23 protein-coding genes are annotated in these 21927 nt (G+C 60.1%); 5 read left to right on the top strand and 18 right to left on the bottom strand.

The window, feature by feature from the left end; genetic code table 11:
- Positions 1-133: 133 nt before the first annotated feature.
- Both U862_RS0125925 and U862_RS0125920 read left to right on the top strand, forming a co-directional pair.
- On the top strand, positions 134-1324 hold the full coding sequence (locus U862_RS0125925) for an osmoprotectant NAGGN system M42 family peptidase (protein ID WP_025113062.1): 1191 nt from the start codon (positions 134-136) through the stop codon (positions 1322-1324).
- Between the two features lie 164 nt (positions 1325-1488).
- Complete coding sequence (locus tag U862_RS0125920; protein ID WP_003192759.1) at positions 1489-1716, top strand: YheU family protein; 228 nt, start codon at positions 1489-1491, stop codon at positions 1714-1716.
- A 5-nt stretch (positions 1717-1721) separates the two neighbouring features.
- On the opposite strand, the gene csrA is transcribed toward U862_RS0125920, so the two are convergent.
- The 3 genes from csrA to U862_RS0125905 form a co-directional block, all read right to left on the bottom strand.
- Positions 1722-1907 carry a carbon storage regulator CsrA gene (gene csrA, locus U862_RS0125915; protein WP_025113061.1) on the bottom strand — a complete coding sequence of 62 codons (186 nt, stop codon included), beginning with the start codon at positions 1905-1907 and terminating at the stop codon, positions 1722-1724.
- Between the two features lie 146 nt (positions 1908-2053).
- Positions 2054-2386 carry a YnfA family protein gene (locus tag U862_RS0125910; RefSeq protein ID WP_003226957.1) on the bottom strand — a complete coding sequence of 111 codons (333 nt, stop codon included), beginning with the start codon at positions 2384-2386 and terminating at the stop codon, positions 2054-2056.
- Between the two features lie 63 nt (positions 2387-2449).
- Positions 2450-3265: an SDR family oxidoreductase gene (locus tag U862_RS0125905; protein WP_025113060.1), complete on the bottom strand. Its 816-nt coding sequence runs from the start codon at positions 3263-3265 to the stop codon at positions 2450-2452.
- A gap of 300 nt (positions 3266-3565) precedes the next feature.
- Here U862_RS0125905 and U862_RS29835 point away from each other — a divergent pair, with 300 nt between their 5' ends.
- Positions 3566-3724 carry a DUF3309 family protein gene (locus U862_RS29835; RefSeq protein WP_169432680.1) on the top strand — a complete coding sequence of 53 codons (159 nt, stop codon included), beginning with the start codon at positions 3566-3568 and terminating at the stop codon, positions 3722-3724.
- A gap of 57 nt (positions 3725-3781) precedes the next feature.
- Here the strand turns inward: U862_RS29835 and U862_RS0125895 are convergent, their stop codons facing one another.
- From U862_RS0125895 to U862_RS0125850, 10 genes are all read right to left on the bottom strand, one after another.
- Positions 3782-5875 carry an LTA synthase family protein gene (locus U862_RS0125895; RefSeq protein WP_025113059.1) on the bottom strand — a complete coding sequence of 698 codons (2094 nt, stop codon included), beginning with the start codon at positions 5873-5875 and terminating at the stop codon, positions 3782-3784.
- Positions 5876-6186: 311 nt separating this feature from the next.
- Entirely contained in the window at positions 6187-6792 is a 606-nt protein-coding gene (locus U862_RS0125890; RefSeq protein ID WP_025113058.1) for an START domain-containing protein, read from the bottom strand.
- A gap of 41 nt (positions 6793-6833) precedes the next feature.
- Positions 6834-7088: a YkgJ family cysteine cluster protein gene (locus U862_RS0125885; RefSeq protein ID WP_025113057.1), complete on the bottom strand. Its 255-nt coding sequence runs from the start codon at positions 7086-7088 to the stop codon at positions 6834-6836.
- Between the two features lie 165 nt (positions 7089-7253).
- Positions 7254-7748 carry a hypothetical protein gene (locus tag U862_RS0125880; protein WP_025113056.1) on the bottom strand — a complete coding sequence of 165 codons (495 nt, stop codon included), beginning with the start codon at positions 7746-7748 and terminating at the stop codon, positions 7254-7256.
- Between the two features lie 78 nt (positions 7749-7826).
- On the bottom strand, positions 7827-9266 hold the full coding sequence (locus U862_RS0125875; RefSeq protein WP_003226969.1) for a PLP-dependent aminotransferase family protein: 1440 nt from the start codon (positions 9264-9266) through the stop codon (positions 7827-7829).
- Between the two features lie 201 nt (positions 9267-9467).
- Positions 9468-10280, bottom strand: a complete 813-nt coding sequence (locus tag U862_RS0125870; RefSeq protein ID WP_025113055.1) for an OmpA family protein — start codon at positions 10278-10280, stop codon at positions 9468-9470.
- Positions 10277-10633 (bottom strand): DUF4398 domain-containing protein, encoded by a 357-nt coding sequence (locus tag U862_RS0125865; protein ID WP_025113054.1) that lies wholly within the window; start codon positions 10631-10633, stop codon positions 10277-10279. Before U862_RS0125865 ends, U862_RS0125870 begins: the two co-directional genes overlap by 4 nt.
- 9 nt (positions 10634-10642) lie before the next feature.
- Positions 10643-11473 carry an ABC transporter substrate-binding protein gene (locus U862_RS0125860; protein ID WP_025113053.1) on the bottom strand — a complete coding sequence of 277 codons (831 nt, stop codon included), beginning with the start codon at positions 11471-11473 and terminating at the stop codon, positions 10643-10645.
- A gap of 81 nt (positions 11474-11554) precedes the next feature.
- Positions 11555-12484: an electron transfer flavoprotein subunit alpha/FixB family protein gene (locus U862_RS0125855; protein ID WP_025113052.1), complete on the bottom strand. Its 930-nt coding sequence runs from the start codon at positions 12482-12484 to the stop codon at positions 11555-11557.
- A gap of 2 nt (positions 12485-12486) precedes the next feature.
- Positions 12487-13236: an electron transfer flavoprotein subunit beta/FixA family protein gene (locus U862_RS0125850; protein WP_003226982.1), complete on the bottom strand. Its 750-nt coding sequence runs from the start codon at positions 13234-13236 to the stop codon at positions 12487-12489.
- A gap of 525 nt (positions 13237-13761) precedes the next feature.
- Here U862_RS0125850 and U862_RS0125845 point away from each other — a divergent pair.
- A complete protein-coding gene (locus tag U862_RS0125845; protein ID WP_025113051.1) occupies positions 13762-15426 on the top strand; it encodes an electron transfer flavoprotein-ubiquinone oxidoreductase in 1665 nt (554 codons plus the stop codon).
- A 184-nt stretch (positions 15427-15610) separates the two neighbouring features.
- On the opposite strand, the gene U862_RS0125840 is transcribed toward U862_RS0125845, so the two are convergent.
- Positions 15611-16501, bottom strand: coding sequence for an AraC family transcriptional regulator (locus U862_RS0125840; RefSeq protein ID WP_025113050.1), 891 nt, complete (start codon positions 16499-16501; stop codon positions 15611-15613).
- A gap of 190 nt (positions 16502-16691) precedes the next feature.
- Between U862_RS0125840 and U862_RS0125835 the strand changes: the two genes are divergently transcribed.
- The gene (locus tag U862_RS0125835) at positions 16692-17744 is read left to right on the top strand and encodes an NAD(P)-dependent alcohol dehydrogenase (protein ID WP_025113049.1); all 1053 of its coding nucleotides are present in this window, start codon (positions 16692-16694) and stop codon (positions 17742-17744) included.
- A gap of 4 nt (positions 17745-17748) precedes the next feature.
- Here U862_RS0125835 and U862_RS0125830 read toward each other — a convergent pair whose 3' ends face one another.
- The 4 genes from U862_RS0125830 to U862_RS0125815 all read right to left on the bottom strand — a co-directional run bounded on the left by U862_RS0125830 (position 17749) and on the right by U862_RS0125815 (position 21920).
- Positions 17749-18552 carry an IclR family transcriptional regulator gene (locus U862_RS0125830; protein ID WP_025113048.1) on the bottom strand — a complete coding sequence of 268 codons (804 nt, stop codon included), beginning with the start codon at positions 18550-18552 and terminating at the stop codon, positions 17749-17751.
- Positions 18553-18612: 60 nt separating this feature from the next.
- Entirely contained in the window at positions 18613-19923 is a 1311-nt protein-coding gene (locus tag U862_RS0125825; RefSeq protein ID WP_025113047.1) for an MFS transporter, read from the bottom strand.
- 181 nt (positions 19924-20104) lie between these two features.
- Entirely contained in the window at positions 20105-21253 is a 1149-nt protein-coding gene (gene dgoD / locus U862_RS0125820; protein WP_007903915.1) for a galactonate dehydratase, read from the bottom strand.
- Between the two features lie 46 nt (positions 21254-21299).
- Positions 21300-21920: a 2-dehydro-3-deoxy-6-phosphogalactonate aldolase gene (locus U862_RS0125815; protein WP_025113046.1), complete on the bottom strand. Its 621-nt coding sequence runs from the start codon at positions 21918-21920 to the stop codon at positions 21300-21302.
- Positions 21921-21927 lie beyond the last annotated feature (7 nt).

Below are 21927 nucleotides of genomic sequence, written 5' to 3'. Positions count from 1 at the left end.
GAACAAGCCCGCTCCCACAGGGTGAACGCATTCCAAATGTGGGAGCGGGCTTGCTCGCGAAGGGGCCGCAACAGACACCCTGAATCACCCCTCATCGAAACCATCGATGCGCCTCAACTCATCAGGAGTTTCCATGACCACACAAATCCCTGAACCGGATCTGAACTACCTGCAAAAAGTCCTGCTGGAAATGCTCGCCATTCCCAGCCCTACCGGGTTCACCGACACCATCGTGCGTTATGTCGCCGAGCGTCTGGAGGAACTCGGCATCCCGTTCGAAATGACCCGTCGCGGCACGATCCGCGCCACCCTGAAGGGTAAGAAAAACAGCCCCGACCGCGCCGTTTCCGCGCACCTGGACACCATCGGCGCCGCCGTGCGTGCAGTGAAGGACAACGGACGCCTGAGCCTGGCCCCGGTCGGCTGCTGGTCGAGCCGGTTTGCCGAGGGCAGCCGGGTCAGCCTGTTCACCGACAACGGCGTGATTCGCGGCAGCGTGCTGCCGCTGATGGCATCCGGGCACGCGTTCAATACCGCCGTGGACGAGATGCCGATCAGTTGGGATCACGTCGAACTGCGTCTGGATGCCTATTGCGCAACCAGGGCCGATTGCGACTCGTTGGGCATCAGCGTCGGCGACGTGGTGGCCTTCGACCCATTGCCTGAGTTCACCGACAGCGGCCACATCAGCGCTCGCCATCTGGATGACAAGGCCGGCGTCGCGGCGTTGCTCGCCTCGCTCAAAGCCATCGTCGACAGCGGCCAGGAGTTGATGATCGACTGTCACCCGCTGTTCACCATCACCGAAGAAACCGGCAGCGGCGCAGCGGCAGCCTTGCCGTGGGACGTCAGCGAATTCGTCGGCATCGACATTGCGCCGGTCGCCCCGGGCCAGCATTCCAGTGAACACGCGGTCAGTGTGGCAATGCAGGACTCCGGCGGGCCATACGACTATCACCTGTCACGGCATTTGCTGCGCCTGGCCAGTGAACACGAACTGCCGGTGCGCCGTGACCTGTTTCGCTACTACTTCAGCGACGCGCATTCGGCTGTCACCGCCGGGCATGACATCCGCACCGCGCTGCTGGCGTTCGGCTGCGATGCCACCCACGGTTACGAGCGCACGCACATCGACAGCCTCGCGGCACTCAGCCGCCTGCTCGGGGCGTACATCCTGAGCCCGCCGGTGTTCGCCAGCGATGCAGCACCGGCCAATGCGTCGCTCGATCGCTTCAGTCATCAGATCGAGCATGAGACGCAGATGGAGAGCGATACCCGGGTGCCTTCGGTGGACAGCCTGGTGGGGCAGCGTTCCGACAGTTGATTCCTTGTTGGCAGAACAATCGCCTTCGCGAGCAGGCTCGCTCCCACAGGGGGAACACATCCCGAATGTGGGAGCGAACCTGTTCGCGAATTGGCATGCCGCAAAAACTGGCAGGTAAAACGTAATCGCCGTAGCATCCCGACATTGATTGAACCGAGGTGCCCATGCTGATTCCCTACGACGCTCTTGAAGTCGACACCCTCACCCGCCTGATCGAGGATTTCGTCACCCGTGACGGCACCGACAACGGTGATGACACACCGCTGGAAACCCGTGTGCTACGCGTGCGCCAGGCGCTGACCAAAGGCCAGGCGCTGATCGTGTTCGATCCGGAAAGCGAGCAATGCCAATTGATGCTCAAACACGATGTGCCCAAGCATCTTTTCGACTGAACATTTCAGCCCGCCTTTTCGCTGGCCTGTTTGCGCTGGATCCGCTCGTACACTTCAGAACGGTGCACATTGACCTTCGGCGGTGCCTCGACACCAAAGCGCACACTGGAGCCGTTGACCGACAGAACGCGCACGGAAATGTCGTCACCGATGGAAATCAACTCGCCTACAACACGGCTGAGTACAAGCATGGAGTTCGTCCTTCAGGGTTAGCCAGCCCTGAAGATGCGCGGTGAGCGCCCGCTCGACAATGCGTGGCGAGCAAATCAGTCTTGCCCTACAGCCTCAAGCGCTGCGCCCGTCAGACATTTCCTGCAAATCGCTAAACAGTCTCGTCTCAAGCAGCGGAAAAGCGCGGCCCGAACAGAATCACGCTGGCCCCGATCACGCACAGTGCCACGCCGATCCAGTCCGACCCCAGCGGGCGCACGCGCTCGACCACTGCCAGCCAACCGATCGATGCCACGATGTAGATCCCGCCATAGGCGGCATAGGCGCGACCGGCGTAAGCCGCTTCGACACGGGTCAACAACAGCGCAAACAGCGTCAGACTGAGCAACGCCGGGATGACCCACAAGGCACTTTTACCTTGGCGCAACCACATGAAAAAAGCGAAACAACCGGCGATTTCAAACAGCGCCGCGAGAAAGAACCACAAGTAATTGAGCATTGATGCGTCTCGACAGGGTGACCATTGCGGCCACCCTAACGACGCAACACCCGGCGGGCAAGTTCAACCATTGCTGGATTTAGCCTTGGCGCGCATTTTATCGGCCATGCTGGTCATTTCGTTGTAGATCAGTTGCGGGTTCTTCTGCTTGATCGCCCAGGCCATGCGCCCTTGTTCGTGCGGCAGGATCATGAACTCGCCAGCGGCCACTTGCTGATAGATGTAATCGGCAATGTCGGCGGCGCTGATCGGCGAACTTTCCAGCAACTTGCCGACCTGCGCTTTCATTGCCGGGGTCGGGCCACGGAACGAATCGAGCAAGTTGGTCTGGAAGAACGAGGGGCAAACCACGTGCACCCCGACTTCCTGCTGCGCCAGTTCCACCAGCAGGCTTTCCGACAACGCCACCACACCGGCCTTGGCCACGTTGTAGTTGCTCATCGCCGGGCCTTGCATCAATGCGGCCATCGAGGCGATGTTGATGATTTTGCCTTTGCTCTGCTCCAGCAGTGGCAGGAACGCCTTGCAGCCCTTGACCACGCCCATCAGGTTGATTGCGATCTGCCAGTCCCAATCCTCCAGCGACAGTTCGCTGAAGAACCCGCCGGACGCCACGCCTGCGTTATTGACGATGACATCGATGCCGCCCAGTTTCACTTCGCAGGCCTGGGCAAACGCGGTGAGCTGGCTGTAATCGCGCACATCGCAACGTTGGGTGAAACCGTCGCCACCAGCCTCGCGCACCCGCTTCAGGGTCTCCTGCAGGCCAGGCTCGCTGACGTCGGACAAGGCCAGTTGCCAGCCTTCACGCGCCCAGCGCAGCGCGATTTCGCGACCCAAACCTGAACCCGCGCCAGTGATCATCATGCGATTTTGCATAGCAGACAGCCTTGTTGTTCCGTAGGAGATGCGCGGAGTGTAGCGAAGGATCCGCGACCACCCACGCTCCATCAGATTGCTGAATGGTGGGGGCAAACCGTGGCGCGTTGGATTCGTTTGAAAAGGCAGAGTTCTGCACTTGCGGGGCGGGAAAAGGAAATAAGCCTGCGGACTAAATACATTAAAAAAACTTTGAATTTTCTGTCATTCGCACCGGTCGGAATTTGTAAGCCGTCTGGATTTAGTTAGCCTCCAGTCGCCCTTGAATACCAAGACTTCTCGAACACTATCAACAAGGAAATCGACATGGGCACAATTCTTATCATCATCCTGATCCTGTTGCTGATCGGTGGTCTGCCGGTCTTCCCGCACTCCAGAAGTTGGGGTTATGGCCCGTCGGGTATTATCGGCGTGGTATTGGTGGTGCTGTTGGTCTTGCTGTTACTTGGCAGGATATAAAACCCCAAGACAAAAAAAAGAGGCCTTGAGGGCCTCTTTTTTTGTGCAGCGGTTTTATCAGTCCGGCTTGCCGTTGATCACACCGGCGGTGTTGTCCATCAGGCTCTTGGTCGCGGTTTGCAGGAACGCTTCAAGCTTGAGTTTCAGTTCGGCGGTACGCGGTGCGTCCGGAATGACCTCGGCAGAAGGGTTCGCGCCCAGTTGGTACTGATAGATCTTCGGCGCCATTTCCTTCTCTTTCGGCAGCACCAGAATCTGGTCGGCCGTCACGATGGCGGTGGTCTGCTCGCTGCCCGACGGCTTGATCACACCGAAACCGGTGTCGCCTGCCGGCAGGTTGAGCAGGTCACGGCCCCAGCACTGGTGACGTACTTCGCCGCCCAGACGGCCCATGATGGTCGGCACGATGTCGATCTGGGTGCCCACGGTGTGGTCACGCGTACCGAACTTCTCCTGGATGCCCGGTGCAATCATCAGCATCGGCACGTTGAAGCGGCCCAGGTCCATTTCGGTGATCTGACGCTCGTTGCCGAAACCGTGGTCGCCGACGATCACGAACAGGGTTTCCTTGAAGTACGGCTCTTTACGCGCCTTCTCGAAGAACTGACCCAGTGCCCAGTCGGCGTAACGCATGGCGGTCAGGTGTTCGTTGAGCGTGCCGCGATCGGTTACGCGCTCGACCGGCAATGGCGTCGGCAAGGCGTACGGCGTGTGGTTGGACAGGGTTTGCAGCAGCGCGTAGAACGGCTTGCCGTTTTCCCGCGCCTTCAGCTCCACCAGACCACGGTCGAACATGTCCTGGTCGGACACACCCCAGGTCGGATCGGAGAACACCGGGTTGACGAAGTCGTTACGGCCAACGAAGTTGGTCATGCCCTGGTTGCTGAAGAAGCCCGACTGGTTGTCCCAGGCGAAGTCACCGTTGTAGACGTAGACGTCGTCATACTTGCGCGCACTGAGCAGCTGCGGCAGGCCGGAGAGCTTGTGGCTGCCTTCCGGGGTCTGCATCAGGTATTCGAAGCCTGGCAGGTTCGGGAAGCACGCCATGGTCGCGAACATGCCCTGGTGGGTATGCGTGCCGTTGGAGAAGAAGCGGTCGAACAACAGGCCTTCCTTCGACAGTTTGTCGAGGTACGGCGTGATGTTGCCCGGCGCGCCCAGGGCGCCCACCGAGTGACCGGCCATGCTTTCCATCAGGATCACGACCACGTTCTTGATCGGCAGGGTCTTGTCGGCCGGTGGCGTGTAATCACGACGCACGGCAGCAATGTCGGCATCGACCAGTTTGTCGTCCGGCATCACCAGCATCTCGCGCACGACTTTCTGCGCCTGTTCCTGCGGCAGTGTGGCTTTCCAGATGTTGTTGCGATCCTCGCCCATGCGGTCTTTGGCGGCCGCGATCAGCGACAGCGTACCGTTGAGGCCGAGCTGGTTGGCGAAGTTCGATTCGGTGGTGTACACGTCACCCCAGCGCAGCGGCGGGCCCTGACGCAGGGTGCCACGGGCAGCCACGACGCAGATCAGCAGGCAGACCACGAACACCGCCAGGCGGGTGTACCACGGCGCCACCTGACGGGTGCCGACGTTGCCGCCGCTGAACGGTCCGCGTGGCCGGGTCGCACGGTCGGCGCCCTTGAAGGCCAGCGTCAGAATCACCGTGCCGACGACCCATGCCAACAGGTAGCGCACCACCGGGAAACCGTACCAGAGCATGCTCATCACGGTTTTCGGGTCTTCCTTCACGTACTGGAATACCAGGCCGTTGAGACGCTGGTGGAACTCACGGTAGAAGTCCATCTCCATCAGGCCGAGGAACAGCGCGATGCTGGATGCAACGGTCAGCCACAGACGGAAGAAACCACGCGCCGCCATCGCCCGGGCACTGAACAGTGCCAGCAGCAGCGGAACGCAGACGTAGACCACCAGGCGCAGGTCGAAACGCAGGCCGTTGGCGAAGGCTTCGAGGAAAGTCGAAGCCGGGGTATCGAGGATCATCTCGCGGTTGTAGACCAGCAGCGCGAGGCGCAGCACGGAAAACATCACCATCATGACCAGGGCACACAGCAGTGTGTAGGCCAGATGCGATTTGACGGTCGGTTGCAGCAGGCGAGTGGAAGATCGCTGCTGATTCAGGGCGTCCGGGTTTGCCATGTCGTTTTAGGACCCATTGGAAGTTGAGGTTGCAAAATACAGCGGCGCCATGCCCTCTATTGGCCAATCCAGGCCCCGGGGCGTGCGCGGTGCGCAAATGTTGCACGATCAACGTCAGCATTGCCATTGATTAGTGCCCCACTGCCCGACTCTTTCACACAGGCAGTCGCAGGGGGGCGACGTGAATTGCGCGGGCGAATTGTCTGGAACACTTTGTGAAAGTTTCGTGCAACGCATATCTGGAAACACAATATAACGACAAAACAAAAACGCCCCGAATCGATCGGGGCGTTTTGCGTTAAGCGCGCGGATTACTTCTCGGCGCGTTCTTTCAGTGCTTTAAGGGTGTTGAACGGCGCATCGACCACGAACTTGTTGGCAATCATGCTCGGCACGCTGCCACCTGGCTCGGTGTGCACTTGATAGGTCACTTCGACCTGATCGCCTTTGGGCACGAACTTCCAGAAACCTTTGACCTGGGCGACACGGACAAAGCCTTTCTCTTCAGGAATGTACTTCGGCACACCTTCGAGATTGCGGGTCAGGCTGCCATCGGCACCTTCAACGGTGGTGACGTGCAGCACCGAATCACGCGGAGTCACTGGCCATGGCGTATTGAACTGGGTGTAGGTCCAGCTCTGATCGCCTTCGTGCTTGAGCAGTTTCTGGGTCTTGCACTCGTGAATCCAGGCGCAAGCTCCGGACACGTCTTCCTGCAAGGCACGCAGTTTGGCAACGGTGGTCTTCATCAGGGCAACACCCTGATAGGACTTGTAATCGGAACCCGGCACTTCGGCCAGCGAGACCTTGATCCCGTCCTGCTCCTTGGCGACCTTCCAGTCCTCGGCCTGAGCAACCGAAGTAGCCAGCACGGCCGTCAAACCACACAACACAGCGATACGATGCAGCGAACCCATAGTCTTATTCCTTATTGTTGAAGTTCCGTTCGTTTGACACATCACGCCGCTGTCATCTGCTCCCACCAGCCGATCAGTTTGATCGCTTCTTCCGAGCTGCTGCCACAGACTTCGACATCAGCTGCGAAGCCAGAACAGACCGCCGGACGCTCCGGTTGGCCGAAAATGCTGCACAGGTTTTCGACCGACAGCTGCACGCAACGTTCGCCGGCGGGTTTGCCATCGGGCATGCCCGGAATGGCAGAACTGATGGAAGGGGCAATACAGCAAGCGCCACAGCCTTCACGGCATTTCATGACGAGCAAGTCCTCGCGACGGGCAATGTGTTAAAGAGACACGGACAGAGTAACCGCTAAAACGGTTGTTTCAAATTCCCTGAACCGGGGTTTTTACCGATAACTGAATGTGACTGACCAGTCTCCGACAAAGCGTCTGGTCTGCGGGTCACGGATCGATTGAAATTACTGCTTGAACTCGAAATCGAGCGCGGCGCCTTCGACTTCGCGACGTTCTTCGTTGCGCAGCTGCAACTGCATTTCGTTGCTCAGCAGGCGTCCATTTAGCTGGAAGCCGCTGTTCTTCTCACCAAACATCTGCGGCAGGATCGCGTCGTGTTTGGGCATCGGCACGGTACCGGCCGGTTTCAGCTGCTGGACCATGTCCTTGGGCAGGCTCAGATCCAGTTTGGCCGGCGGCAGTTTGGTTTTCACCACCTCACTGGCCGGTTTCGACTTGGAAGCGACCGGAGGCCGTTTCTTCACCGTGGCGGCTTTCTTCTGCCGGGCCTTTGTATCCTGAGCCTTTTTATCGGCAACGGCTTTTTTGCTGGCGACCGCTTTGCTCGTTGATGCGGACGCTGCCGGTTTTTCCTGAACGGCGGCGGCCATGACACCGGGCACGTGGCCCATCGTCAACACACAAAGCAAAACCCAGGCGGCAGGAAAAATCGCTTTCATGAACCCAACAACACTAACGGCAGAGGGCCATATGCTCGCTTGTTGGGCGTCACAAGACAAGCACGACGCAGCGCTTGTTCAGAATCCGCCAGCAGTTTCCTGACACAGTTGCGTCGCCAGCAAACCGAGGGTCATCAGCGCCCTCTCCGCCTCGCGATTCCACGGCGTGCCGCAATTGAGGCGGATACAGTGGTTGAACTGCTCGGTATTACTGAAGATCAGCCCCGGCGCGATGCTGATGCCTTGTTGCAATGCGCGGACATGCAACTCCTGGGTATTGACCCTCCCCGGCAAGCTCACCCAGAGGATGAAACCGCCCGTGGGCCGGGTCATTTGCGTGCCTTCAGGGAAGTACTGCTGCACCGCCAGCTGAAAGGCGCTGAGGTTTTTCCGGTATTCCTGGCGGATGTACCGTAAATGCCGGTCATAACCGCCATTTTCCAGATAAGCGGCAATCGCCATTTGCGTGACGCTGCACGCCGAATGCGTGGTGAACGTCTGCAGGCGCTGGATTTCCTGCTGATACTTGCCGGCAATCATCCAGCCGACACGCACTCCCGGCGACAAGGTTTTGGAGAAGCTTGAGCAGTAGATCACCCGGTCGAGCCGGTCGTAGGCTTTCAGGGCTTTGGTGCGCCCCTGCTCAAACATCAACTCGCCATAGATGTCGTCTTCGACAATCTGGATATCGAAGTCCGAGGCCAGGCGCAGCAACTGTTTCTGCCGCTCTTCGGGCATGGTGCCGCCCAGGGGATTGCTCAGGCGGGTCGTCAGCACCAGGGCCTTGATCGACCATTGGTTGGCCGCCAGTTGCAAGGCTTCGAGGCTCATGCCGGTGGCTGGATCGCTGGGGATCTCGATCACTTTCAGGCCCAACAGGTCGGCCAGTTGCAGCAAGCCGTAATAGGTCGGCGATTCGGCGGCGATCAGGTCGCCCGGACGGGTCAGCACGCGCAATGACATCTGCAGCGCATCGACGCAACCGTGGGTGATCACCACTTCTGACGGGTCGACCACGACGCCGGCGTCGCGCATGCGGATCGCCACTTGCCGGCGCAGCGGTTCGAAACCCGGGCTGAACATATAGCTGAATGCCCGAGGGCTATGGAAACGCGTGACTTTCGCCAATTGTTGATGCAATGCACGCACCGGCAAATAGTCGACGCTCGGCACCGCCGCGCCCAAAGGGAACACCCCTTCACGACGCGATTCGACCAACACTTGCTGAATGATGCTGGCGCGTGTGACCAGTCCCGGCCGTTCGACCCGGGCAATGTCCGGCGTCGGTGCCGTCAGCGCCGGAGTCTGGTGCACGTAGTACCCGGACTGCGGCCGCGCGCGAATCAGCCCCTGATCCTCGAGATTGGCGTAAGCCTGCAACACCGTCGCATGGCTGACATTGAGCTGCGAACTCATCTTGCGCACCGACGGTACGCGTTCCCCGGGTTGATAGACGCCACGGCGGATGTCTTCAGCCAGTTGTTGAGCAATACGCTGGTAGAGCAAGAGATTGGTCATGACGCAGCACTCGATTTCACGGGCATTTTATTCTTGTGTGAAACAATACCGGAACAGTTTAGAAGTGTACTGGGACAGTTGTCACCATAGTCGACCATACAGTGCAGTGTCAGCTGCAACTGTATGGAATTGAGCGCTATTCGACAGACGTAAAAAAGCCCGGCGCTGCATGACAGCCCGGGCTTTCCAGAGACGCAGCCCTCAGCGGGCGGCGCCGAGCTGGCCTTTTTCGTCGGAGAACACAATTTCCACCCGACGGTTCTGTGCCCGCCCGCGCTCGGAAGCGTTGGCGTCCACCGGGTACTCGTCGCCGTAGCCTTCGACCTGAATCCGCTTGTCTTCGATGCCCAGGTCCATCAGCACATCGGCCACCGCTTGTGCACGATCACGCGACAGCTTGAGATTGTCCTGCTTGCCGCCGGTGCTGTCGGTGTAGCCCTCGATACGCACCACGCGTTTCGGGTTGAGCTGCAGGAACTGCACGATCTTCAACACCACGCGGTTGGCCGAGTTCTTCAGCTCCGCTTCGCCAGTGTCGAACAGCACATCGCCGAGGGTCATGACCAGACCGCGATCGGTTTGCGTGGTGGCCAGCGCGACGATCTGTTCTTCGAGCCACTTGCCCTGCTGCTGCACGCTCAGCAATTTGGACTCGCGCAGAGCCAGTTGCAGGCGCTGACGCTCCAATTCGAGCTTCGCCGCACGCTCTTCGTTGAGCACCAGATTGGTGTGCTCGCGGGCGATTTCGCTGTAGCGCTGGCTCAGGTAAGCGTAATGCGCAACGTCCCAGCCGCTGCCCCAATAGGTCGACAGCCGATCGGCCCGGGCCAGCGACTCACCCGCGCGGATCACGTCTTTCGGCGCGATGCGCAGCACGTTGGAGTCTTCCTTGACCTTCTGGAAATCACTGCTGGCCTGCTGCAAGGCGGCCTCGCTGTGTTGACCGGCGCAACCGTAGAGGCTCGCGCAACCGGCGAGAATCAGGCCGCCGAGGGCTTTTGACTTGAGGCTCATTGGGCATCTCCCAGTTGCTTGCGCAGACGGATGATGCGGGTGTTCAGCACATTCAATTGCTCTTCGCTCTTTTGCGTCAGCACTTTGGCTTCGGCCAGACGTGCGTCCAGCTCGGCCTGCTCGGAACGCATGCGCGCGTTCTTGTACGACTCGTCGGCCATGTTGCCCTTGGCCCGATTGAACTTGTCTTCGGCCAGTTTCATTTCCGGCATTTCATCGGCGGTCGCACCCACGGCCTTGGCCTGGGCGATGGCCTGCTCGGTCAGACGCATTTGCTCATTGGGTGCCGGGTCGTTGGCGCAGCCGGCCAGGGCCAGAACGGCCATGGCCGCGAAAAGAGGTCGAATACTCACTAAGAATCCCTACTGTTTTGGGGCACTGACAGATGGCTGCGGCTGTTGTTGCTGCGCTTTCCAGCGCTCGATGTTGCGTTGCAGTGCGGCTTCGGTCAGTCCGGACGCGGGCAATTCTGTCATCTTTTTAGCGAGCTGTCCGCGCAACCACGGATCGTTGCAGGCGGAGTTGTGCGAAACCGCGAGGAACAGCCCCGGTCGGTCGATCGGTTGCTCGAAGGCGAGCAGATCATTGGCCATGCCCAACGCCTGCGCGGCAGCCATCCCCGAGTAACGCCCGGCGAGTACATATTCCACCTCACCCAAGAGCAATTTCTGAAAGGCCTGAGTGATGTTTGCCGTCCGCGTCAGGGTCAGATTCTGCTCGGCGAAAGTGCCAAACTCCTGGGTCATTCGAGACTTTTCCGACAACCCGCCGGTGTGCCCGTGCAAGTCTTTGGCTTCGCCGTAGGCCAGCGTCGAGCCTTTGCGCGTCCACACCAAATAGTCGTTTTCCAGCAATGGCGGATAGATGTAGTCGAGGTTTTCCAGCTCGTTGAACATCAGTGGCGTGTCGGCCAGCATGTCCATGCGCCCGCTGCGCACCTCATCGAGAGCCTGCGCGCGTTTGCCGGCGTAAAGCAGTTCGACCTTGATGCCGAGATCCTTGGCCACTTGCTGCAGCAGGTCGGCACTGGCGCCGATCAGCTGTTTGGGGTTATGCGGGTCTTGCCACAGGTACGGCGGCGCGTCCGGGCTACCGGTGACGACGAGTCGCTCGCATTTGCCGGCGGCCAAGGACAGTCCCGGCAACAGGGCCAGGCTCAACAACGAGCAATGCAACCGGCGGCGCAGATCCATGGCAAAACACTCCCCACTCAAATCCCAAACAAAAAAAAGCCCGACCATAAGGCCGGGCTCTTTATAAGTGAAGCCGCCGGATTAGACCAGCTTCTCCAGCTCAGGGACTGCTTCGAACAGATCCGCCACCAGGCCGTAATCGGCCACCTGGAAGATCGGCGCTTCTTCGTCCTTGTTGATCGCAACGATCACTTTGGAATCTTTCATGCCGGCCAGGTGCTGGATCGCGCCGGAGATACCGACGGCGATGTACAGCTGTGGTGCAACGATCTTGCCGGTCTGACCGACCTGCATGTCGTTCGGTACAAAACCGGCGTCGACCGCGGCGCGCGAAGCACCGACGGCCGCGCCCAGCTTGTCGGCCAGGGCGTACAGGTGTTTGAAGTTGTCGCCGTTCTGCATGCCGCGGCCGCCGGAAACGACGATCTTGGCAGCGGTCAGCTCAGGACGATCGGACTTGGCCAGCTCTTCGCTGACGAAGCTCGAGGTGCCGGCGTTGTGCGCAGCAGCAACGACTTCAACAGCAGCCGAACCACCTTCAGCGGCAACCGGATCGAAACCGGTGGCACGTACGGTGATCACTTTGATTGGAGCGGTCGACTGCACGGTAGCAATGGCGTTACCGGCGTAGATCGGGCGCTTGAAGGTGTCAGCGCTTTCTACCGAGATGATCTCGGAGATCTGGTCAACGTCCAGTGCAGCGGCTACACGCGGCAGGATGTTTTTGCCGTTGGAAGTGGCGGCAGCCAGGATGTGGCTGTAACCCTTGCCCAGCTCAGCAACCAGCGGAGCGACGTTTTCCGGCAACTGATGCGCGTAAGCGGCATTGTCAGCGTTCAGGACTTTGCTCACACCAGCGATTTTCGCAGCGGCCTCAGCCACGGCGCCAGCGCCTTGGCCGGCAACCAGCACGTGAATGTCGCCGCCGATTTTGGCAGCAGCAGCCACGGTGTTCAGTGTGGCCGGGGCCAGCACTTTGTTGTCGTGTTCAGCGATTACCAAGATAGTCATGATTAGATTACCTTCGCTTCGTTTTTCAGTTTCTCGACCAGTTCAGCCACCGACTTGACCTTGATGCCAGCGCTGCGTGCAGCCGGCGCTTCTACTTTCAGGGTTTTGTTGGTGGAGGCGGTGGAAACGCCCAAAGCGTCCGGAGTCAGCACTTCGAGAGGCTTCTTCTTGGCTTTCATGATGTTTGGCAGGGACGCGTAGCGCGGCTCGTTCAAACGCAGGTCGGTGGTGACGATGGCCGGCAGTTTCAGCGAAACGGTCTGCGCGCCGCCGTCGATTTCGCGGGTCACGGCAACGCTGTCGCCGGAGACTTCGACTTTCGAGGCGAAAGTGCCCTGACCGTAGCCGCTCAGTGCAGCGAGCATCTGGCCGGTCTGGTTGTTGTCGCTGTCGATGGCCTGTTTGCCCAGGATCACCAACTGAGGTTGTTCCTTGTCGACCACAGCCTTGAGCAGCTTGGCCACGGCCAGCGAAGTCAGGTCTTCCGCGGATTCGACGAGGATGGCGCGGTCGGCACCCAGAGCCAGTGCAGTACGCAGCTGTTCCTGAGCGGTGGACGGGCCGATGGAGACGACGACGATTTCAGTCGCAACACCTTTCTCTTTCAGGCGTACGGCTTCTTCCACTGCGATTTCGCAGAACGGGTTCATCGACATCTTGACGTTGGCGAGATCGACGCCGGAATTGTCCGCCTTGACGCGAACCTTGACGTTGTAATCCACAACGCGTTTGACAGCTACAAGAACCTTCATGGATTCCTCGTTACTCTCCGGTGAAAAGAAAGTCGCCTAGGCGAACCTGGCGGTTGATGCTCATCGGGCACAAGGGCACCTCTAAAAACGCCGGCTGGGGGCGATGACCGTTCGTCAGTGGTGACCAACAAGTCATTGCTCTGCACGGTGTGTAAACTGCGCGCCGGACCTGCGCTGCGCATCACCTTCAACTGCCTGTGCCCTGTCTTTAGAGGTGCTCTTGAAACCGCCAGTCTGCCTACGGCGAGCGCAAAACCGACCGTATCTTGACCGGAACGCCTATTCCGGTCAATACGGCAAAATGGTCGTTCATAAGCCTTGCTTCTTTGATTTCTCTGGGCTGGAGCCGATTCAAACAAACGTTTGTATTGGACGCTCAGAGTGGTGTAGATATAATGCGCCGCCTAGAGAGAAAGGTGGTTTGTCCATTATTACCCTTGACGTTAACGTAAAGGCAATAACGGATACGACACCAAACCTCCAAATTAGAAAAAAAACTGTTGAGCCTTGAGTAGGAGATAGCCTGTGGAACGCGAATACATGGAATTCGACGTGGTCATCGTCGGTGCCGGCCCCGCTGGCTTGTCCGCCGCCTGCCGTTTGAAGCAGAAGGCCGCCGAAGCCGGTAAGGAAATCAGCGTCTGCGTGGTCGAAAAAGGCTCCGAAGTCGGCGCACACATCCTTTCCGGTGCCGTGTTCGAACCACGTGCTCTGAACGAACTGTTCCCGGACTGGAAGGAACTCGGCGCCCCGCTGAACACTCCTGTCACCCGCGACGATATTTTCGTGCTGAAAAACGCCGAAAGCGCGCAGAAAATCCCTGACTTCTTTGTGCCCAAGACCATGCACAACGAAGGCAACTACATTATTTCCCTGGGCAACCTGTGCCGCTGGCTGGCGCAGCAGGCCGAGAACCTGGGCGTGGAAATCTACCCGGGCTTCGCTGCTCAGGAGGCCTTGATCGACGAAAACGGCATCGTGCGCGGGATCATCACCGGTGATCTGGGCGTCGACCGTGAAGGCAATCCGAAGGAAGGCCTGTACACCCCGGGCATGGAACTGCGTGGCAAGTACACGCTGTTCGCCGAAGGCTGCCGTGGCCACATCGGCAAGCAACTGATCAAGCGCTACAACCTCGACAGCGAGGCCGACGCCCAGCATTACGGCATCGGCCTGAAAGAAATCTGGGAAATCGACCCGGCCAAACACCAGCCTGGCCTGGTGGTGCACACCGCCGGCTGGCCGCTGGACATCATGGGCACCGAGAACACTGGCGGCTCGTTCCTCTATCACCTGGAAAACAACCAGGTGGTGGTTGGCCTGATCGTCGATCTGTCCTACAGCAACACCTACCTGTCGCCGTTCGACGAGTTCCAGCGCCTCAAGCACCACCCGGTGCTGGCTCAGTACCTGGAAGGCGGCAAGCGCGTCAGCTATGGCGCCCGCGCGATCTGCAAAGGTGGCCTGAACTCGCTGCCGAAGATGGTTTTCAAAGGTGGCGCGCTGATCGGTTGCGACCTCGGCACCCTGAACTTCGCCAAGATCAAGGGCAGCCACACCGCGATGAAGTCGGGCATGCTCGCCGCTGAATCGGTGGCCGACGCTCTGTTCGCCGAGAAGGATGGCACTGAAGAACTGACCACTTACGTCGACGCGTTCAAGAAGAGCTGGCTCTACGACGAACTGTTCGCCAGCCGCAATTTCGGCCCGGCGATCCACAAGTTCGGCGCCATTGTCGGCGGTGGTTTCAACTGGCTGGACCAGAACATCTTCGGCGGCAAACTGCCATTCACCCTGCACGACACCAAGCCGGACTACGCTTGCCTGAAGCTGGCGGCTGACTGCAAGAAGATCGACTATCCGAAGCCGGACGGCAAACTCAGCTTCGACAAACTGAGCTCGGTGTTCATCTCCGGTACCAACCACGAAGAAGAACAGCCGTGCCACCTGAAGCTGACCGACCCGAGCATCCCGATCAGCAAGAACCTGCCGCTGTACGACGAACCGGCGCAGCGCTACTGCCCGGCCGGTGTCTACGAAGTGATTACCAAGGAAGACGGCGAGAAGCGATTCCAGATCAACGCCCAGAACTGCGTGCACTGCAAGACCTGTGACATCAAGGACCCTTCGCAGAACATCACCTGGGTCACGCCGGAAGGCGCCGGTGGCCCGACTTACCCGAATATGTAAGTCGTATTGCTGAACAACAAGGCTCCCATATTGGGGGCCTTTTTGTTGCCCACGATTCAAGCCACACCAAAAATCCCTTGTGGGAGCGAGCCTGCTCGCGAATGCGATAGATCATCCAGAATAGATGTCGACTGATACACCGCATTCGCGAGCAGGCTCGCTCCCACGAGAACCTATTGCCAATTCAGGCCGCGCGTTCATCTCCGGGGCTACGCTCGAAGTAGCGTTTGTACTCGCGACTGAACTGCGACGTGCTCTGATACCCCACCCGATGCGCCACCTGCGCCACACCCAACCCCTCGGCGATCAGCAAGGTCTGCGCCTTGAGCAGGCGCAGGCGCTTCAGGTACTGCACCGGCGACAGCAACGTGCTGCGTTTGAAGTGCTCATGAAAGGTCGACACACTCATGTTCGCGCAACTGGCCAGGGTCTCGACGTTCAGCGGCTCGGTGTAATGCGCATGCAGATGACTGATCGACGCTGCAACGCGCGCGAACTGCCCCTGCTGCTCCACCAGCGCTCGCAACACATCGGCCTGCGGCCCGCGCAGCGCGGTGAACAACAATTCGCGCACCCGCGAAGGCCCGAGAATCTGACACTCCAGCGGATCGCGCAGGCAGCTCAGCAAGCGTTCGACACAGCCGCGCATGTCATCGTCGAGCACCACCGAAGTCATCGACTCCGGGGTCTGCGCCGGAATGTGTCGCCCCGGCGCCAGCCCCATGGCCAGCACCAGCTCACCGAGCAGCACCCGGTCGATCGCCACCGACACCCCCAGCAATGGTGCGTCCGGCAAGGCAAAGGTTTCGCACTCGAACGGCACCGGCAGCGCCTGAATCAGGTAGTGCCCGGCGCCATACTCCATGGTGCGCGGACCGAGGAACGCCAGTTTGCTGCCCTGGGCGATGATCATCAGGCTTGGCTCATAGATGTGCGGGCCACGCGCCACGTCGCAACTGGCGCGCAACACCTGCACGCCGGGCAGCCCGGTCTGGCTGTAACCGTCGCGGAGCGCCAGCGGTTCGATCAGCGAAACCAGCGTGGCATTGGCATCAAGATGGCGGGTCAACTGCATCGGAGGGGTCTTCAAAAAATTCACGGAAAAAGGCATGCAAGCATCATCGCAGATCCTTTTGCCAATGCGCTCGCCCAGACCCGCATGCCGGAGGATTAGGCATGAGACCCGGAGGAATCGTCATGGCCGGACCGGTGAACGGCGCCCAGAATGCGCCACCTCACCCGTCACTGCTTCTGCGAGGTTCATCATGTACACCGCTATCGGTTATGCCGCTCAATCGGCCACCACTCCCCTCGCCCCGATGAAATTCGAACGCCGCAGCCCTCGCGCTGACGACGTGGCGATCGAAATCCTGTACTGCGGCGTCTGCCACTCCGACATCCATCAGGCGCGCAACGAATGGGGTATCGCCGTCTATCCGCTGATGCCCGGCCACGAGATCGTCGGAAAAGTCACCGCCATCGGTGCGAACGTCACCCAACATAAAGTAGGCGATCTGGTCGGCGTTGGCTGCATGGTCGACTCCTGCCGCACCTGCGCCGCCTGCCAGCAAAACCTTGAGCAATACTGCCTCGAAGGCCCGACCATGACCTACGCCACCCCGGATCGGGTCGATGGCAGCAACACCATGGGCGGCTACTCGGACAGCATCGTCGTCAGCGAGCACTTCGTGGTGCGCATCCCGGAGAAACTCGACCTGGCCAGCGCCGCGCCGATCCTCTGCGCCGGCATCACCACCTACTCGCCGCTCAAGCACTACGGGGTCAAGGCCGGCGACAAGGTCGGGATTCTCGGCATGGGCGGCCTCGGCCACATGGGCATCAAGTTCGCCAAGGCGATGGGCGCAGAAGTCACGCTGTTCACCCGTTCGGCGAGCAAGGCCGAGGAAGGCCGTCGTCAGGGCGCCGATCATGTGATCGTCTCCACCGATGCCGAACAGATGGCCGCCGCCGCGGGCCGGTTCGACTTCCTGCTCGACACCATTCCGGTGCAGCACGACCTCAACCCGTACCTGCAAACCCTGCGCTTTGATGGCGTGCATATTCTGGTGGGACTGATCGAGCCGATCGACCCGCCGATGCATGCCGCCAACCTGGTGCTGGGCCGCCGCGTACTGGCCGGCTCGTTGATCGGAGGCATCGCCGAAACGCAGGAAGTGCTGGATTTCTGCGCCGAGCACAGCATCACCTGCGACATCGAAATGCTCGACATCCGCCAGATCAACGAGGCTTACGCGCGCATGATCGCCGGTGACGTGAAATACCGCTTCGTGATCGACATGGCGACGCTCAAGGTTTAAGGCTTCAGACCTTCAAGCCAAGCTCCGCCGACAGCCGGGCTGTGACCCCTTTGATCAGGGGGATCAGCTCGGCCATTTTTTCCAGCGGCATGTACGGCACGGTGCTGGCGATGCTGATCGCCGCCACAATGCGCTTGCTCGCATCGCGAATCGGCGCCGCCACGCAGCGGATCGACGGTTCGTTGTCTTCCAGATCGAAGGCGTAGCCACCGGCCACGTACTCGGTCATGCGCTGCTCAAGCTGTTTCCACGACTGTTGGGGATGCTGCGGCCAGAACTGACTTTTCCCACCCGCCGGCAGACTGATGTCGTACAGCCGCTGCCAATCCTGCGGCGCATCGTCGAGCATCAAGGCCTTGCCGATCCCGGTGCGCGCCAACGGCATCCGATGGCCGACCCGCGAGCGCATTTCCGGGCCATTGCGCCCCGGATTTTTCAGCAGGTACAAAACCTCGTCGCCTTCACGAATACCCAGATGCACGGTGTCACCGGTCAGCGCCGACAACTCGTCCAGATACGGCCCGGCCAGGCTCACCAGCGGTAACTCTTCGCGCGCCTGAAACCCCAGCTCAATCAACTTTGGCCCGAGCAGATAGCCGATTTGCGGCACCACGCGCAGGTAACGCTCATCCACCAGGCAACTGGCCAGACGATGGGTGGTGCTGCGCGTGGTGCCGATCAGCCGGGCGATCTCTTTCAGATCGCGCGCGCCACTGGCCACCGCCTGCACCACACCCAGTCCGCGAAGCAGCGTCTGGGTGCCGGTGGGTGCGGCGTCCTTGGTTTTTTCCGGGGCGTCTTCCTGCATATCCAGCCTTTACCGTTGAGCGAGGGAACGGGCGGCATTATGGTCGCCCGACGCGGACCACTACAACTCGATACGTTCGACCTTGCCCACCAACAGCACGTAGGACAACGCGCCGATCAAGGCCAGCACGGCGATATAGGTGATCGCCGGGGCAAACGAATCGCCGCTGGCGAGGAATCCGATGACGATCGGCGTGGCAATCGCCGACAGGTTGCCGATGAAGTTGAACACCCCGCCGGTCAGGCCCAGCAAGCGCGCTGGCGCCAGCGTCGAGACCAGCGACCAGGTGATCGACGCCAGCCCGTTGCCGAAAAACGCCAGCGCCAGGAAGGCGATCACCAGCGGCGTCGACTCAACGAAGTTGGCGCCGATGATCGAGGTGGAAATCAGCAACCCGCCGATAATCGGCAACTTGCGTGCAAAGCCCACGCTGCAGCCACGCCGAATCAGCAAGTCGGAGAAGAACCCCGAACACAGCACGCCAATGAACGCGGCAAGGAATGGCAGCGACGCCAGCAGGCCGGACTTGATGAAGTCCATGCCACGATATTTCACCAGGTAGGTCGGGAACCACGTGAGGAAGAACCACAGCGTCGAGTTCAGGCAGAACTGGCCGAGGTAGATGCCCCACAACTTGCGCCTGGTCAGGACGATACCCAGATCAGTCCAGCTGAATCTGGCTTTGACCTTGGCGGTGTCGGCCTGGATATCCACCAATCCGCCGCCCTCGCGGATCAGCTCGATTTCACCTTCGTTGGCGCCCTTGAAATCTCGCGGTTCGCGATACACCGCGTACCAGATCGCCGCCCAGACAATCCCGGCCGCACCGGTGGCAACAAACACCATGTGCCAGCCGAACTCATGTTGCAGCCACGCCAGCACCGGGGTCAGAAACGCCAGTCCGACAAATTGCCCGGAGGTGTAGAAACCAATCGCCGTCGCTCGTTCACGCTCGGGAAACCAGGTGGTGACCACACGGCTGTTGATCGGATAAGCCGGGGCTTCCAGCGCGCCGACCGCCATGCGCAACACGAACAGCGCAATGAAGCTCGCGGCAAAGCCGAGCATCACCGTGGCCAGCGACCACAGCAACAACGCAACGCTATAGAGGATGCGCGGTGGCACGCGATCGACCAGCCAGCCGCCGGGGATCTGCATCGCGGCGTAGGTCCAGCCGAACGCGGAGAAAATCAGCCCGACGTGAACCGGATCGATCCCCAGTTCACTGGTCAGCGCGGGGGCGGCAATCGACAGGTTGCTGCGGTCGAGGTAGTTGATGACCACGGTGATGAACAGCAACACCATGATGAAAAACCGCTTGCGGCTGGGCGTGACTAAAGACGCCTGCCCGGTGAGGGTGTGCGGTGGCATGGAGAGTGCCTCTTCTTATGATTATTTGAGGTCATTGACGCAAATCTCCCGTCCATGGAGATCAAAACTGTGGGAGCGAGCCTGCTCGCGAAGGCGTCGGATCAGTCACATTGATGTCGGATGTGACATAGCATTCGCGAGCAGACTCGCTCCCACAGGGGAATACAGGTGATTCAGGGACTCACCACTCGGCAAAGCTGCCATCGGCATGGCGCCAGATCGGGTTGCGCCAACGGTGACCGACGGCGGCCCGTTCGATCACGTATTCCTCATTGATCTCGATGCCCAGCCCCGGCCCGTTCGGAATCTTCACGAAGCCTTTGTCGTAATCGAACACCCGGGGGTCCTTCACGTAGTCGAGCAAGTCGTTGCTCTCGTTGTAATGAATGCCCAGGCTCTGCTCCTGGATAAACGCGTTGTAACAAACCGCGTCGAGTTGCAGGCACGCCGCCAGCGCAATCGGCCCCAGCGGGCAATGCAGCGCCAGTGCCACGTCGTAGGCTTCGGCCATGTTGGCGATCTTGCGGGTTTCGGTGATGCCGCCGGCGTGGGAAGCATCCGGCTGGATGATGTCGACGTAACCTTCGCTCAATACGCGCTTAAAGTCCCAACGCGAGAACAGCCGCTCACCGAGCGCAATCGGCGTGCTGGTCAGCGGCGCCAGTTCCTTCAGTGCCTCATAGTTTTCGCTGAGCACTGGCTCTTCGATGAACATCAGTTTGTACGGGTCGAGTTCCTTCATCAGCACCTTGGCCATCGGCTTGTGCACCCGACCATGGAAGTCCACGCCGATGCCGACGTTCGGCCCGACCGCGTCACGCACAGCGGCGACGTTGGCCAGTGCAAGGTCGACTTTCTCGAAAGAATCGAGGAACTGCAGCTCTTCAGTGCCGTTCATTTTCACCGCGGTAAAACCACGGCTCACCGCCTCTTTCGCCGCCCGCGCGGTGTCGGCCGGACGGTCGCCGCCGATCCACGAATACACGCGGATCTTGTCACGCACCTGACCGCCGAGCAGATCGCTGACCGACACGCCGAGGGCCTTGCCCTTGATGTCCCACAACGCCTGGTCGATACCGGCCAGCGCACTCATGTGAATCGCACCGCCACGGTAGAAGCCGCCGCGGTACAGGACGGTCCAGATGTCTTCGATGTTGCGTGGGTCTTTGCCGATCAGGTAGTCGGACAATTCCTCGACGGCAGCAGCGACGGTGTGGGCGCGACCTTCGACCACGGGTTCGCCCCAACCGGTCACGCCCTCGTCGGTTTCAACTTTGAGGAAGCACCAGCGCGGCGGCACGATGAAGGTGGTGAGTTTGGTGATTTTCATCTTTTTGTCTCTCTTATAGATGCAGCGCACGCGGCGCCAAAAAGTCTTAGCGAAGCGCTTTCCAGGCGGCCACGTAGGCCTTGGCGTTTTCCGCCACTTGCTGCGGCGTCATGCCCGGTTTGAACAGGCCGGAACCCAGCCCGAAACCTTTGACCCCGGCATCGATGAATGCCTGCATGTTGTCCGGCGTGATCCCGCCAACCGGTGCCAGCACCGTCCCCGAGGGCAACACCGCGAGCCAGGCCTTGACCACCGCCGGCCCCATCTGCTCGGCCGGGAACAGCTTGAGAATGTCCGCGCCCTCCTCCAGCGCCGCGAAGGCTTCGGTCGGCGTAGCGACACCGGGCGACAGGTACAGCCCAGCCGCTTTCGCCGCGCGCAGCACCTTGGCGTCGCTGTGCGGCATGACGATCACCTGGCCGCCAGCGGCTTTCACCTGCTCGACCTGTTCTGCGGTCAGCACCGTGCCGGCACCGATCAGGCAATCGGCGGGCAAGGTCTGACGCAAGATGCGGATACTTTCATACGGCGAAGGGGAATTGAGCGGTACTTCGATGACGCGAAATCCGGCCACATACAGGACTTCTCCGACAGCGGCAGCTTCCTGCGGATGCAGGCCACGCAGAATCGCGATCAGACCGTTTTGTGCCAGTGCTTGCTTGAGCATGTCAGGC

The sequence above is a fragment of the Pseudomonas sp. H1h genome (assembly GCF_000633255.1).
Taxonomy (GTDB): Bacteria; Pseudomonadota; Gammaproteobacteria; order Pseudomonadales; family Pseudomonadaceae; genus Aquipseudomonas.
This window is presented reverse-complemented; position numbering and strand designations above follow the sequence as displayed.

Bases quoted from the DNA above. Each gene is read 5' to 3' on its own strand.
- U862_RS0125855 (WP_025113052.1), bottom strand. From the start codon at position 12,484: ATGACTATCTTGGTAATCGCTGAACACGACAACAAAGTGCTGGCCCCG.
- U862_RS0125920 (WP_003192759.1), top strand. From the start codon at position 1,489: ATGCTGATTCCCTACGACGCTCTTGAAGTCGACACCCTCACCCGCCTG.
- U862_RS0125860 (WP_025113053.1), bottom strand. From the start codon at position 11,473: ATGGATCTGCGCCGCCGGTTGCATTGCTCGTTGTTGAGCCTGGCCCTG.
- U862_RS0125925 (WP_025113062.1), top strand. From the start codon at position 134: ATGACCACACAAATCCCTGAACCGGATCTGAACTACCTGCAAAAAGTC.
- U862_RS0125825 (WP_025113047.1), bottom strand. From the start codon at position 19,923: ATGCCACCGCACACCCTCACCGGGCAGGCGTCTTTAGTCACGCCCAGC.
- U862_RS0125910 (WP_003226957.1), bottom strand. From the start codon at position 2,386: ATGCTCAATTACTTGTGGTTCTTTCTCGCGGCGCTGTTTGAAATCGCC.
- csrA (WP_025113061.1), bottom strand. From the start codon at position 1,907: ATGCTTGTACTCAGCCGTGTTGTAGGCGAGTTGATTTCCATCGGTGAC.
- U862_RS0125875 (WP_003226969.1), bottom strand. From the start codon at position 9,266: ATGACCAATCTCTTGCTCTACCAGCGTATTGCTCAACAACTGGCTGAA.
- U862_RS0125895 (WP_025113059.1), bottom strand. From the start codon at position 5,875: ATGGCAAACCCGGACGCCCTGAATCAGCAGCGATCTTCCACTCGCCTG.
- dgoD (WP_007903915.1), bottom strand. From the start codon at position 21,253: ATGAAAATCACCAAACTCACCACCTTCATCGTGCCGCCGCGCTGGTGC.
- U862_RS0125885 (WP_025113057.1), bottom strand. From the start codon at position 7,088: ATGAAATGCCGTGAAGGCTGTGGCGCTTGCTGTATTGCCCCTTCCATC.
- U862_RS0125835 (WP_025113049.1), top strand. From the start codon at position 16,692: ATGTACACCGCTATCGGTTATGCCGCTCAATCGGCCACCACTCCCCTC.
- U862_RS0125850 (WP_003226982.1), bottom strand. From the start codon at position 13,236: ATGAAGGTTCTTGTAGCTGTCAAACGCGTTGTGGATTACAACGTCAAG.
- U862_RS0125815 (WP_025113046.1), bottom strand. From the start codon at position 21,920: ATGCTCAAGCAAGCACTGGCACAAAACGGTCTGATCGCGATTCTGCGT.
- U862_RS0125880 (WP_025113056.1), bottom strand. From the start codon at position 7,748: ATGAAAGCGATTTTTCCTGCCGCCTGGGTTTTGCTTTGTGTGTTGACG.
- U862_RS0125830 (WP_025113048.1), bottom strand. From the start codon at position 18,552: ATGCAGGAAGACGCCCCGGAAAAAACCAAGGACGCCGCACCCACCGGC.
- U862_RS0125840 (WP_025113050.1), bottom strand. From the start codon at position 16,501: ATGCAGTTGACCCGCCATCTTGATGCCAATGCCACGCTGGTTTCGCTG.
- U862_RS0125870 (WP_025113055.1), bottom strand. From the start codon at position 10,280: ATGAGCCTCAAGTCAAAAGCCCTCGGCGGCCTGATTCTCGCCGGTTGC.
- U862_RS0125890 (WP_025113058.1), bottom strand. From the start codon at position 6,792: ATGGGTTCGCTGCATCGTATCGCTGTGTTGTGTGGTTTGACGGCCGTG.
- U862_RS0125905 (WP_025113060.1), bottom strand. From the start codon at position 3,265: ATGCAAAATCGCATGATGATCACTGGCGCGGGTTCAGGTTTGGGTCGC.